The following is an 11,946-nucleotide window of genomic DNA, read 5'->3' as shown; positions in this document are numbered from 1 at the left end:
GGAGAAAAAGAAAGAAACTCTCTTTTAGATTTGAAAGATCTGTTTTCTACTCTTGCTATACAAAACTTACACCCAAAATCAATGACCCTGCGACAGAGACCGCAGGGTCTGTCAAGGTAAGACATTACCCTGACAACCGGCGGCTTTCAGACTTTCCCTCTATGTGGTATCCCTGTGGCAGAGACCACCGGGAATTGCAATTTAAAAAGGAACGTTCAGGCTTTGCGCCTTCTCCGCCAGTCCTTTGAAATCAACTCCTGACGGGCTTATAAAACCATAGCACCTCAGCCCGTCCAGAACTTTTTTATGCTCCGGGTTGTTTTGGTTGAGCCGTAAAAATGCCTGGGTCAGTTTTTCTTCCACCTCATAGTTATCGTCCTTCAGGCTCAGGCACAGCCAGCCCGGCACCGGCTCGGCGCCGGCCAGCAGGATCAGTCCCTTTTCCTTTGCTGCCTCCAGACATCCGGATCCTCCGAAGCCCGCCCCGGCCTGGCCGGCGGCCACTTTCTTGACCGCCTCGTCCATGGTACCGCAGATCAGCAGCCGGTAATCCTTTCCCGGTAAAAGCCCCAGTGATCTCAGGTAAAAGGCTTGGGATATGAATCCCTCGGAGGACTGCATGGAGGCGCAGGCTACCAGCTTACCTTTTAGGGACAGGGGATCGGTGATCTTTGAATCTAGCGGGACAAATATCATCCCCCGCACATCCGTCAGTCCGGCGGCCGCAGCGCTGATCACCAGCGGTCTGGCCCGGTGGGTCTTCTGCAGGATCAGGTAGGACAAGGGGTCGCAGATCACGAAATCGGCCCCCGAGGTCTCTATGGCCGCGCTCAGCCCGGCATAACTCTGGCCCCAGATGTACTGAACCTCGTATCCGGTCTCACCGGAAAGATATTTCAGCAGCGGCAGGTACTTCTGGCTCATCTGGTTGGTGGAATAGGCCGGCAACACCGCCATCTTTACCGCTTCCTGGCTAAGGCTTCCCCGGGAAATGTTGTCGCAGCCCGCTAAAGGCAGAAGGCAGAAGGCAGAGAGCAAAAAAGTCAAACCCCATGTGAGCAGATTATTTTGCCTTTTGCTTTCTGATTTTATATTCAGCATCGTCATTTCCACCTTCCCTCCCGGATCGGCCCTTCCACCGTTTCCTCGGCCTTGACCTTCTTGGGAGCCAGCCCCAGGGCCACCGCCACCCCATAGAGGATGGCCTCGGGCCGGGGCGGACAGCCGGGGATGTAGTAGTTGACCGGGATTACCTTGTCCACCCCGCCTACCACATTGTAGGTGTCAAACCACAGGCTGCCGCCGGCCCCGCAGGAGCCCACCACGATCACGATCTTGGGGTCGGGAATGGCCTGGTAGGCCCGCTTTAAGGAGGGCAGGGCCTGGCGGGTCACCGGCCCGGACACCAGCATGATGTCGGCGTGACGGGGGCTGCCAGCCAGCTTGATCCCGAAGCGCTCGGCGTCGTAGTATGGAGTGATCACGTCCACGATCTCGATGTCGCAGCCGTTGCAGGACCCAGTGTTGACGTGATAGATCCACAGCGACTTGGGAAAGGCCTTGGCGCAAAGTTTTTTTAGGAACATGGTACTGCTTACTTGTATGTTATGCTTTGGGGATACACTGGTGATGCCATGGTGAGATGTTTTACGATAGACGATGGAGAGAAGCGATGTAATTATTTAATTTGACAGAGAGGTTCTTGTGCTTCGCGATATGTGTATCGAGGGTCTCGGTGGTTATGTACTTCATCCTATGGCTGAAGATCATGTGATGCTTGGTTTCAGCCAATGAGCCACGGGCAATGATGCAAAAATGAATCCGTTCTTTATAGGTATACCTACCCCAGCCCTCGGCAATATTGGCGCCAATCGAGTTTGATGATCTACGCACTTGCGAAGCCAAATTATATTGTTCCTCTTTGGGAAAATTCGCCGTGATTTGATAAATCCACTCCGCCAGATCAAGCGCCAGTTGGTATATTTCCAAATCGGTGAAATCCTGTATCACCTTTTTTCTCTCGCTACTTGCCATTGTATCACCACCGCATCACCATTATATCACATGTTTTTACTGGAATATCACTCGACTTTTTTGTCGTTCTGCATCTTGACCGGCCCGAACTCCCCGCCCTTCACCGTCCACAGTACATAGGGCGCGGTTTTGATGTCGCCCGCGGAGTCAAACTCCAGTTCCCCCATGGCCCCGGCGAATTTGGCGGAATGGATCACCTTGATCAGGGAATCCCCGTTGGTCGTCCCGGCCAGTTTGATGCTCTTCAGCAGCACATTGGCGGCATCGTAAGCATAAACCGAGTAGGGTCCCAGCTCGCCGTAGCGGGCCTTGAATGATCCGTAGAACCTGCCGGCCTGGGGCATCTCTTCCACCGCCGGGCCGAAGGTAAAATAGATCCCCTCGGTGGCCGCCCCGCCCCGCTTGATCAGCTCTGAGCTGGCGATGGCGTCGCCGGACATGAAGGCCGCCGCCAGCCGGCGTTCTTTGACCTGCCGGATCAGCCTGGCCCCTTCGGGATAACTGCCGCCGAAGTATATCAGGTCGGGCTGGTAGCTGATCAGCGGATCCAGCAGCGGGCCGTAGTCCGGGGCCTTGCCTTCGGTGATCACCGGAATCCGGGCTTCGGCCACTATCGTTACTTCTATCTTTTTAGGCTTGTTGTTCAGCAATATCGACTTTTTGAACTCCTCAACCAGGCCCTGTCCGTAGGTGGTGCCGTCAGAGAAGACGGCCACCTTCTTGACCTTCAGAGTGTTGAAGGCGTAGTCGGCGGCTATCCTGCCCTGCTGGTCGTCGCGGCCGCAGGTGCGGAAGACGTTGACAAAGCCCTGCTCGGTGAATTTGGGATTGGTGGACGAGGGCGTGATCTGCGGTATCCCCCTCTGGTTGTAGATCCGGCTGCTGGATATGGAGCAATGGCTGTTGTAATGCCCGATCACTCCGGCCACTCCCTGGTCGCACAGGCACTGGGCGATGTTCTGGGCCTCGCGCTCATCGGCCCGGTCATCGCCGGCGATGATCACCACTCTTTTCCCCAGCACCCCGCCTCGGTCGTTGCACTCCGAGACCGCCAGTTGCACCCCGTGTAGCAGGTCCTGACCGGCCTTGCCCTGCTCCCCGGTTAAAGGGCCGGCAATGCCGATCTTGATCTGCTGGCCGCCCGGCCCGCAGCCGGTTACCAAAAGCGTTATCAGAACGCTGACCGTTAGAAACATTGCAATTGTTTTTTCCATTTTAATGCGCCCGATTTCATGTTAATGGTTTTATTTTTGCAAGGACAAAGGTCTTCACTTCTTCCGCCACCCGAACGGCATTCTGAGTTTCTTCCTGAGACGGCATATAAAAATCATCCGGGTATCGGGCATTGACTGCATAGGGGGTTAATTCATCCGCACCGATCGATTTTAGATTTTCAAACTCAGGGTCAACATCAACGCACTGCTGCAGAATAAGGGATAAATTGTGGGTTTTTGAGATCTCAACGCCATTGAAAACCAAAAATGCCTTAAGATGTTTTTCCACGCACTATTGCATGTGAAAGCAAATGGTATCCGTAGCCGGGTTTTCCGTGGCCAGTTCATCCCTGCCGGTTTTAAAATCGTTATCCGCTTTTAGGATCCACAATTTAACGATTTCTTCATTCATGCCGGGACTCCGTCCTTGAGCGCGTAATAAGTTATGAAGCCGACGTTATTCCTCTCCTGATCCATTTTCCTTTCGGATTTGATGATGATATCGGCCGAGAGATGGTTTATCGCCAGTTTTCTTTGAATGCTGGTTGATATTTTAGATTTCTCTACAAACCCCAATTCATCTGAGATGCCCACCAAAAAGTCCCAGTCACTGTCGGGCCCGGCATTCTGCCGCGCCTGGCTTCCAAAAAGGATCATCTTTTTTATTGCGATGTTTTTTTCTTTGAACTCATCGCGGATCACGGATACGATGTATTCCTTTGTTTCCAGATGCGTCATGATATTACCCCACTGTTTTATTTGAGTGTCAAAGGCCCGGCCACCCCTATCCTGATCTGCTGGCCGCCCGGCCTGCAGCCGGAAAATACAAGCGCTGCCAAAACGCCTGCCGTTATGAGTATTGCTGTTGTTTTTTTCATTTTATCTGTCCGCATATATTGTTTTGATTTTTATTTCGTGCTACGAATTTCAAAATCGTGCTACTATGTCGCTTCCAACCATTTCCAACCTTTCAAACGTTTCAAACCTTTCAAACCGTTCCTAAGTTAGCCTCCAATGAGGATCCTCAAGATGCACTTGGTCGCGCTGTCTATCAGCGGATGGACAATCTGGGGGAACACTCCCAGCGCGATAGCCGCCGCGGCCAGGATCACCATCCCCACCCACATTCCGGCCGGGACCTCGGCGGCGGTGGTTGATTCCGCGCCAACAGCATGAATCTCTTTCGGCGACCAGAATATCTTGTAACCAGCCCTAAAGAAGCAGACCAAAGTGAACAGCGAGGTGATGATGCCGATGATGGCCGCCCACAAAAGATTGGCCTGGCCCACCGCCAAAAACAGGGTGAATTTGGAGACGAAGCCGTTGAAGGGAGGCATCCCGGACAGGGCGAAGATGCCCACGAAAAAGCAAAAGGCGGTGATGGGCATGTTTAATTTGATCTTTGACAACTCGGACACCTTGCGCTTGCCGGTGGCGTAGATCAGCGCACCCACGGACAGGAACAGCAGGCCCTTGACGATGGAGTGATTTAAAAGGTGCATCAGGCCGCCGTAAATGCCCAGGTAAGTGCCCATTCCCAGGCCCTCGATGACGTAGGCGATCTGGGCCACCGAGGAGAAAGCCAGCATCCGCTTCAGGTCGTCCTGGATCATGGCCATCATCATTCCCACGATCATGGAGATGGAGCACAGGATGGCGATGAACAGCGGGATGGTGCCATAGTGCGGGGCGAAAACCGAGATGGTGCGGGCCAGAGCGTAGGCTCCCACCTTGATGACTATGCCCGAAAGCAGGGCCGATACCGGGGCCGGGGCCTCGGCATGGGCGTCCGGCAGCCAGGCGTGGAAAGGCACCAACCCGGCCTTGGTGCCGAAGCCTACCACTAATAAGGCCGAGGCTAAAAGCACTATGTTGGTCGGTATCTTGGTAGCGATGGTTCCCAGCTCTGTCAGCAGCAGTATCCGCGACACCGGCAGGTAGGGAATGGCCGCGGCGTATAAAAGGACCGAGCCCAGCAGGGCGAAGATCACTCCCACCGTTACCAAAAGAAGATATTTGTAACCCGCCTCCAGCGCCTGCTTGTTCCAGTGGAAGGTCACCAGAAACACCGTGGCCAGGGTGGTGAATTCCAGGGAGACGTATATCATGATGATGTTGTTGGTGGCGCAGGTCCAGTTCATCAGGCCCAAAAACACCATGATCTGTCCGTAGTAGCCGGTCATGCTGGTGTAGGGGTGGGCCTCCTCGGCCTCGGTCTTCTCCGAAAAATAATAGATGGAGTAGACCACCACGATGGCTCCCAGCACGCTGGCCGCCAGTTCCATTAATGTGGCCAGCCCATCGATGTAGAAATTATTGTTCCACCAGGTCAGCACCTCGCCGCCCAGCACCCGGCCGGTCATCATGATCGAGATGGCCAGGGTGGCGAAGATCCCGATCAGGGCCAGGCCCTGCCGGAAGAACCTGCCATAACGGCCCAGGGCGAAGATCAGGCCCCCAAAGATAAGCGGAACGATGAACACCAGAAACGGCAGTATGGAAACCGCGGTGGGATTGATAGTTACAACCATATGTTAATCTCTATTTTATTGCTTGTGTGCTGTTTGCAAAGCCATTGTCATTGCCCCCGTCATTGCGAGTATGGCAACTTGCCGGACAGAGCCTGCACTGAAACTTGCCCTGAGCGATGCCGAAGGGATTGCCCCATGCCTTGCCGATGAAGTGAAGCAATCTATCTGTTTACGGTTGGATCGCTTCGTTTGATTCCATGAATGCCCTTCTCGCGCTGAGGACCCTTGTTTTCCCGGCCTGAACTTTTCAAACGTTTCTAACATTTCCAACTTTTAAAACTTCGCCAGGGTCAGCGGCACTGCGCCGCCATGCTGATCAGTTGCAATCTGGTGTCCTTCAGCCGCGAAGCGATCACCAGCAGTATCTTTTGCATCAGCTTGTAGCCCAGCTCCTTCTCGGACTTAAGCAGGCCGACCAGCGCCTGTCCGTCGGCCACCAGCACTTTGGTGGGCTTTAGGGCCCGGGCCGAAGCGGTGCCCCCGCTTTTGGTGGTGTCGATGGCCGAAGACCATTCGATGATCCGTCCGGGCGAAGTCTCGGAGGTCAGCATCAGTTTTTCGGCGCTGGCCGAAAGGCTTAAGGCCACTTCCACCGCCACGCTGCCTTCCAGCAGGATCATCAGTTCGCGGTTCTCGGACTGCTCCGGGATCATCACCTGGTTGGCGACGTAGGAGCGCTCGCTGAAAAGCGGGGACAGTTTGTCTATTTCGGACTGGCTGCAGTCGCTGAACAGCGAATTGTCCTTCAGCAGTTTTTTATCCACCATCGCAGTTCCCCCTTTGTAAGCGTTTTAAACTTCGTATTGTTTCTCGCCGGATGTTTCTTCCTTTTAGACTAATACCGGCCTCATCCCTTCAAGCTGGAGAGCTTCAAGGTGTCGGAGGACCCGAAGGCCTGGTAGATGTTTTGGGTCAGCCACAGCAACATCAATATCGCGAACACGACGTTGGAGACAATCCCCAATTTAGTGGTGATGGGCATTTGCGGCACCAAAGTGACCAGAGCCAGGTGCACGCCGTTCTCGATCAGGTTCAGGCCGATGATGATCTTGACCGCATCCCGGTGGATCACCAGCACGTATAGCCCCAGCACGAAGATGGTGAAGGAAAGGGCCAGGGCCGAGCGGGTCGGCTCCGCCGCGGCGACCGCGGTGGGGGCCACAAAATTGGCGTGGGTGTGGATCATCTGGTAAAAGGCCACTAGAAAAATGGCCAGCAGGATAAAGGAGACCACGAAGCTGACTAATGGCTTTATTTCCATCACCTGGGTCTTTTTGATGTGCCACCACAACATCCCGGGGATGACGATCACCTTGGAGACCACGGTTATGGCCGCCCACCAGTAAAGCGAGTAGTTCTGGCTGCGCCCGGCGAAGGCCGCGATGATCAGGGCCAAGAGCAGTGACTGCAGCATCAGAAAAATGGTGGAGGTTTTAAGATTTCTGATCTCGGCCGCGCCCACCGAGGCTAAAAAGTGGCAGACCATTAGGGTTGTGATTAAGTCGCCCATAGTGATTCCTATATATTATATTTCAGGATTAGCGCAATGGTCATTCCGTTCAACTCAAGCGAGATTGGTGTTTTAGCTCCTGTCGCCATTTTTTCCAGAACCAACGGTTTCTCCGTCTGTGTTAGATCAGAAGATTGGTTAACAACCATATTGTCAATTTTCCCTGCCTTGTACCCACAGTTAAAGGATAGTGACAGTCTCTTCCATATAGTTATATCAAGGTCAGACTGCAAACCGAATGTTACTGCACTGCCGGTTGACTTCCAATAATAATCGCTCTGTAATATATCCTCCGTTGGGTATATTTCTGATATCCATGTTCTATCGTCGTAACGCAATGAAGCCCAAGCGCAACCTATTGTGGGTCCAATTTTCGCTTTCAAGAATTTGAATTTACATATTGAATAATATGGCGCAATTTCGACCGGCAGTATATCCAATTTATATTCGTACTGATGATTATAAGTATCATATGTGCTTGAATCCAGGCCACCGTTTCCGTAAAAATATTCGCTTATTTCCCAATAACCAATGTTAATGCCTATCCCGAAATTCTTTGATATGCCCCATTGTAAATTCCCAGCACACTGTAGTGCTATTGGCCTGTTATACGGATGAACATTATTGTTGTCCAATGCTTGCCAGGCCGTATACCACGTCCGCAACGATGGAGCATACACACCTATAGATGGACCGATTGACAACTTACTTTCTGCGCAAACAAATCCTTTTGCACAAAGAAGCACAAACCACATCAAGAAAATTCTTTTTTTCATAGATAGTTTTTATAATATTTTAACACCAAAAGAGCAAGATACAAATCCTACTTTCTATTTCCCATTTCCCATTTAATAGTCTTGGTGGTTTATTCGGTAGTTTGATTGTTCCGGAACCCCACCGTCATCATCTTGTCCAAAATGGTCTGGGTCTCGAAGCATCTTCCGCAGCGCTGGCAGGTGCCCATATAGACCTCGGCGCTGATGTGCAGGTCGTTGTGGACGTCGTCGGTGGCGGTCTCGAACTCCTGGGTCATGGTGATGGCCTTCTCCGGGCAGACCTCGGCGCAACGCCCGCAGTAGGTGCAGCGCTCCAGGTAAAAGTCCAGCCGGCGCACCGCTTTCTTGTCGGTGATGATGATCAGCCGCGAGGGGCAGACGTTGGCGCAGCCCGCGCAGCCGATGCACTTGGAGACGTCTATGGTCAGCTTGCCCCGGAAGCCTTCCACCGGCAGGGCCTCGATGTTCCGCTTTAAGGGATAGGGGAAAGTGACCCTCAGGTTCTTGAAGCAGATGATGGCTTCTTTTATCTTTGATAGTATCATGCTTTATACCGTTTACTGTTGACCGTTTAGTGTTTGCCGTTTCCAGTTTACTGTTTGGCGTTTGACGTTTACAGTTTACCGTTCATTGTTCATTGTTCATTGTTTATATTTTATTCCGGAAACCGGCGTCTTTTGCAGATATGACATCAGGCCGTAGATCATGCAGTTAATGTCTTCGGCTGCCTTATACATTTTATCGAAAATCTGCTGATTTATGTAGCCCATGTCCAGGGCAACGTATAAATGGCTTTGGATTTCCGTTACCGAACCCTTGGCTATGGATAAAAACTGAATGAATTCCCTCTTCCCGCCCCGGCCAAAACCTTCTGCAATATTAGACATCACCGAAATTGATGCCCGCCTGATCTGCTCCCTTAATCCCTGGTCCCGGTAAAAAATACTTTCTTTCGTGATCATATAAACTGACTTGGTCAGTTCTCTTGCCTTCTGCCAGGCATTGATGTCCTCAAATCTTTTGAATGTAGCCATTTCTTTCACTCCTAAATAAACATTAAATACTCAACTTCAAACGGTAAACGACAAACGCCAAACAATATCAAGCTCCCACCAGCGCGAACACCAGCCCCACTATGGCCATCAGGATCACCCCGAAATAGTAGACTATGGCCTGGTCTATCCTCAGCCGGGGGTTGACCACGTCAATCAATCCCACCAGCACCACAATCAGAACCACTTTGACGATCTGGGCCACTACCGCCCATAGGCCGGCCAATCCCAGCGGCCAGGGGAAGAACAGCTGGGCCAGGATCATGGAGAATATCACCTGCTTGGCGATGAAGCCCCAGCGGTACATGGCGAAGGTCGGGCCGGACATCTCCACGAAGGTGCCGCCCATCAGCTCGCCCTCGGCCTCGGGGATGTCAAACGGCAGTTTGCTGAGCTGGGCCTGAATGCCCAAGAACAGGGCGGCCCCGGAGATGATGGTGGAAAGCGAGTTCCCGGATATCTGCTGGTAGGCCGCCATGTCGGAGAAGCGGAAATTGCGGGTCTTGATGGCCACGGTGATCAAAGCGATGAACAGCACCGGCTCCACTACGAACGAGGTCATCATCTCCCGGGCGGCGCCCAAAAAGCCGTAGGGCGAGCCGGAGTCCATGCCGGCCAGCATCACGCAGACCGAGGCGAAGCTGATCAGATACAGGAACAGGAACAGGTCGCCGCTGGCCAGCGGCGAAGCCGCGCCCAGGGGCACCAGCAGGCCGGCGGCCAAGATGGCGGCCAGGCCCAGAAAGGCCGGCAGCGGGCCAAGGAAGGAGTGGGGCGAGCGGACATCGTCCTTGCCTAAAAGCTTTAAGATGTCCCAGTACGGCTGCAGCAGCGGCGGCCCGATCCGGGAATGCACCAGCGCTTTGAACTTGCGCAGTATGCCCTCCAGCAGCGGGGAGACGAACAACAGCAGCGCCACCATACCGGCTATTTTCAAAAAAGATGTCATCATACTTTGCTTTTTTCGTTTAATAGGTTTAAACTGGTTTCTCTGGTTTGAACGGTTGGCGGAATTGTTTTATGCTTGGCGCCTTTTATTTTGCTCTGTTTGAGATATAAAATAAGATTGTTTATCATCGAGGAAAGCCCGCCGGCGAAAGACCGTGTTTCGGCAGACAGTTTGCCGTCAATATATCCGGCATCCTCTGCCACAAATAAATGGCTCCTCAACTCCCCGCAAGACCCTTTGGCAATATATAAGTATTGTATGAATTCCTTGTTATTACACCGTTCAAATCCCTCGGCTATATTCGCCATTACCGATACCGCAGCCCGTCGCATCTGGTCAACCAGCGCATAGTCATGCTTCATGCAACTATTGGAAGTAATTACATAAATGCGCTTCGTCAATTGTCTGGCTTCCTGCCAGATTTTTAAGTCCTCAAAATTATTTACCGTCATCACACAACTCCTTTTGTTAATCACAATAACTTATCACATTTTTCAAAATGGTTAACTTCTCAAACCTCTCAAACAAGTTCAAACGTTTCAAACTGTTTAGAACAAAGCAGTATTACCGCTTCGCCGTCCAGTTCGCCAGTTCTTCCTGTGAATAGACTCTGACCTTACCTGTTCCCAGGTCGCAGACCTCCATCCGCTCAGTGCAGCTGAAGCAGGGATCTATGGAACCCAAAATGATCGGCACGTCGGCCACGGTCTCGCCCTTGACCATCACCTGCACGGTGGGCAGATTGGGATAGGTTGGGCAGCGCACCCGCCAGCGGTAGGGCCGGTTGTCTCCGCCGGTCAGCAGGAAGTGGACGTCCTCGCCCCGGGGCGCTTCGACCGCCGAGATGGCTATCCGCCCGGCCGGGATCTCGTCCCGGATCTCGGTGATGATGTCGCCCTCCGGCAGTTCCATCAAAGCGTCTAAGCACTGGCGGACGATCTTGAACGATTCAATGGTCTCCAGGATCCGGACCACCGTCCGGTGAAGTCCACCGCGTCGTAGGCGCAATAGGGATGGTCCTTGCGGGAGTCCATGTCGATGCCGGCGGCGCGGGCCGTCGGGCCTACCGCCGCCCACTCGTAGCAGCCGTCCTTGTTTAGTATTCCGACTTTTTCCAGCCTCATCCTTAAAGTGGTGTCGTTCTTGACCGCGTCCAGCACCGCCAGCCATTCCTTTTCCATGGCGTCTATCTTTTTGCGGACCTCGGGCGCCATGGCCCGGGTGATGTCCCGGCGCACCCCGCCGATCAGGTTCATGCCGTAGGTCTTGCGGTTTCCGGTCAGCTTTTCGCACAGCCACATGATGGGCTCCCGCATCCGCCAGGTCTGCATCAGCACGGTGTCGAAGGCGATGATGTGCCCGGCCACCCCCAGCCACAGGGCATGGGAATGGATCCGCTCCAGCTCCAGCATGATGGTCCTTATATAGTCGGCCCGGCGCGGGACCTTGATCCCGGCCGCGTGCTCCACTAATTTGCAGAAGGAGACATTGTGCACGAAGCCGCAGATGCCGCAGATCCGCTCGGCAATGAATGGTATCTGGTTATAGGTCAGCGAGGCGTCGCCTAATTTTTCTATCCCCCGGTGGGCGTAAAAGCCGCGGTAGTCCACATCCACCACTTTCTCGCCCTCCACGTAAAGGCGGAAGTAGGTGGCTTCTTCGAACACCGGAAAATACGGCCCCATGGCCACCACCGTGGTGTTTGGCGGATTGTCCTTGAAGGGATAGACGTTCTCCGTCTTGGAGGGCGGCTTCTGGCTGTAGTCAAAGTCCCGGCGTAGCGGGTATACCCCGTTCGGCCAGTCGTCGGCCAGCACCAGGCGCCGGGGATCGGGATGGCCCTCGAACTGCACGCCCAAAAGATCGCGGATCTCCCGCTC

The 11,946-nt window shown here is 53.4% G+C and carries 16 protein-coding genes; all 16 read right to left on the bottom strand.

From position 1 onward, the window contains the following. Positions 1–201: 201 nt before the first annotated feature. On the bottom strand, positions 202–1,107 hold the full coding sequence (locus HY768_02625; protein MBI4726114.1) for a PhnD/SsuA/transferrin family substrate-binding protein: 906 nt from the start codon (positions 1,105–1,107) through the stop codon (positions 202–204). After that, on the bottom strand, positions 1,104–1,586 hold the full coding sequence (locus tag HY768_02620) for an NADH-quinone oxidoreductase subunit B family protein (protein ID MBI4726113.1): 483 nt from the start codon (positions 1,584–1,586) through the stop codon (positions 1,104–1,106). Before HY768_02620 ends, HY768_02625 begins: the two co-directional genes overlap by 4 nt. A 61-nt stretch (positions 1,587–1,647) precedes the next feature. Then, positions 1,648–2,034, bottom strand: a complete 387-nt coding sequence (locus HY768_02615; GenBank protein MBI4726112.1) for a four helix bundle protein — start codon at positions 2,032–2,034, stop codon at positions 1,648–1,650. 47 nt (positions 2,035–2,081) lie between these two features. Continuing rightward, positions 2,082–3,248 carry a branched-chain amino acid ABC transporter substrate-binding protein gene (locus HY768_02610; protein MBI4726111.1) on the bottom strand — a complete coding sequence of 389 codons (1,167 nt, stop codon included), beginning with the start codon at positions 3,246–3,248 and terminating at the stop codon, positions 2,082–2,084. Between the two features lie 16 nt (positions 3,249–3,264). Beyond that, a complete protein-coding gene (locus tag HY768_02605; GenBank protein MBI4726110.1) occupies positions 3,265–3,537 on the bottom strand; it encodes a HEPN domain-containing protein in 273 nt (90 codons plus the stop codon). 119 nt (positions 3,538–3,656) lie between these two features. Next, the gene (locus HY768_02600; protein ID MBI4726109.1) at positions 3,657–3,986 is read right to left on the bottom strand and encodes a nucleotidyltransferase domain-containing protein; all 330 of its coding nucleotides are present in this window, start codon (positions 3,984–3,986) and stop codon (positions 3,657–3,659) included. A gap of 266 nt (positions 3,987–4,252) precedes the next feature. Next, positions 4,253–5,779 (bottom strand): oxidoreductase, encoded by a 1,527-nt coding sequence (locus tag HY768_02595; protein ID MBI4726108.1) that lies wholly within the window; start codon positions 5,777–5,779, stop codon positions 4,253–4,255. Between the two features lie 290 nt (positions 5,780–6,069). Beyond that, positions 6,070–6,546, bottom strand: a complete 477-nt coding sequence (locus HY768_02590; protein MBI4726107.1) for a cyclic nucleotide-binding domain-containing protein — start codon at positions 6,544–6,546, stop codon at positions 6,070–6,072. 80 nt (positions 6,547–6,626) lie between these two features. Beyond that, complete coding sequence (locus HY768_02585; protein ID MBI4726106.1) at positions 6,627–7,289, bottom strand: NADH-quinone oxidoreductase subunit K; 663 nt, start codon at positions 7,287–7,289, stop codon at positions 6,627–6,629. Positions 7,290–7,297: 8 nt separating this feature from the next. Beyond that, positions 7,298–8,065 carry a hypothetical protein gene (locus tag HY768_02580; protein ID MBI4726105.1) on the bottom strand — a complete coding sequence of 256 codons (768 nt, stop codon included), beginning with the start codon at positions 8,063–8,065 and terminating at the stop codon, positions 7,298–7,300. A gap of 89 nt (positions 8,066–8,154) precedes the next feature. Further along, on the bottom strand, positions 8,155–8,610 hold the full coding sequence (locus HY768_02575) for a 4Fe-4S dicluster domain-containing protein (protein MBI4726104.1): 456 nt from the start codon (positions 8,608–8,610) through the stop codon (positions 8,155–8,157). A 96-nt stretch (positions 8,611–8,706) separates the two neighbouring features. After that, entirely contained in the window at positions 8,707–9,099 is a 393-nt protein-coding gene (locus HY768_02570) for a four helix bundle protein (protein ID MBI4726103.1), read from the bottom strand. Between the two features lie 67 nt (positions 9,100–9,166). Continuing rightward, the gene (locus HY768_02565) at positions 9,167–10,069 is read right to left on the bottom strand and encodes an NADH-quinone oxidoreductase subunit H (protein MBI4726102.1); all 903 of its coding nucleotides are present in this window, start codon (positions 10,067–10,069) and stop codon (positions 9,167–9,169) included. Then, positions 10,066–10,518 carry a four helix bundle protein gene (locus HY768_02560; GenBank protein MBI4726101.1) on the bottom strand — a complete coding sequence of 151 codons (453 nt, stop codon included), beginning with the start codon at positions 10,516–10,518 and terminating at the stop codon, positions 10,066–10,068. Before HY768_02560 ends, HY768_02565 begins: the two co-directional genes overlap by 4 nt. A 112-nt stretch (positions 10,519–10,630) precedes the next feature. Next, on the bottom strand, positions 10,631–11,041 hold the full coding sequence (locus HY768_02555) for a hypothetical protein (GenBank protein MBI4726100.1): 411 nt from the start codon (positions 11,039–11,041) through the stop codon (positions 10,631–10,633). Then, on the bottom strand, positions 10,987–11,946 hold a 960-nt coding region (locus HY768_02550; GenBank protein ID MBI4726099.1), incomplete at its 5' end, for an NADH-quinone oxidoreductase subunit C. The genes HY768_02555 and HY768_02550, both read right to left, overlap by 55 nt.

This window comes from candidate division TA06 bacterium, from assembly GCA_016208585.1.
Classification (GTDB): Bacteria; Edwardsbacteria; AC1; order AC1; family EtOH8; genus UBA5202.
The sequence above is the reverse complement of the archived record's forward strand: the minus strand, read 5'-3'. Positions and strand labels throughout refer to the sequence as shown.

Bases quoted from the DNA above. Each gene is read 5' to 3' on its own strand.
- HY768_02625 (MBI4726114.1), bottom strand. From the start codon at position 1,107: ATGACGATGCTGAATATAAAATCAGAAAGCAAAAGGCAAAATAATCTG.
- HY768_02620 (MBI4726113.1), bottom strand. From the start codon at position 1,586: ATGTTCCTAAAAAAACTTTGCGCCAAGGCCTTTCCCAAGTCGCTGTGG.
- HY768_02615 (MBI4726112.1), bottom strand. From the start codon at position 2,034: ATGGCAAGTAGCGAGAGAAAAAAGGTGATACAGGATTTCACCGATTTG.
- HY768_02610 (MBI4726111.1), bottom strand. From the start codon at position 3,248: ATGGAAAAAACAATTGCAATGTTTCTAACGGTCAGCGTTCTGATAACG.
- HY768_02600 (MBI4726109.1), bottom strand. From the start codon at position 3,986: ATGACGCATCTGGAAACAAAGGAATACATCGTATCCGTGATCCGCGAT.
- HY768_02595 (MBI4726108.1), bottom strand. From the start codon at position 5,779: ATGGTTGTAACTATCAATCCCACCGCGGTTTCCATACTGCCGTTTCTG.
- HY768_02590 (MBI4726107.1), bottom strand. From the start codon at position 6,546: ATGGTGGATAAAAAACTGCTGAAGGACAATTCGCTGTTCAGCGACTGC.
- HY768_02585 (MBI4726106.1), bottom strand. From the start codon at position 7,289: ATGGGCGACTTAATCACAACCCTAATGGTCTGCCACTTTTTAGCCTCG.
- HY768_02580 (MBI4726105.1), bottom strand. From the start codon at position 8,065: ATGAAAAAAAGAATTTTCTTGATGTGGTTTGTGCTTCTTTGTGCAAAA.
- HY768_02575 (MBI4726104.1), bottom strand. From the start codon at position 8,610: ATGATACTATCAAAGATAAAAGAAGCCATCATCTGCTTCAAGAACCTG.
- HY768_02570 (MBI4726103.1), bottom strand. From the start codon at position 9,099: ATGGCTACATTCAAAAGATTTGAGGACATCAATGCCTGGCAGAAGGCA.
- HY768_02565 (MBI4726102.1), bottom strand. From the start codon at position 10,069: ATGATGACATCTTTTTTGAAAATAGCCGGTATGGTGGCGCTGCTGTTG.
- HY768_02560 (MBI4726101.1), bottom strand. From the start codon at position 10,518: ATGACGGTAAATAATTTTGAGGACTTAAAAATCTGGCAGGAAGCCAGA.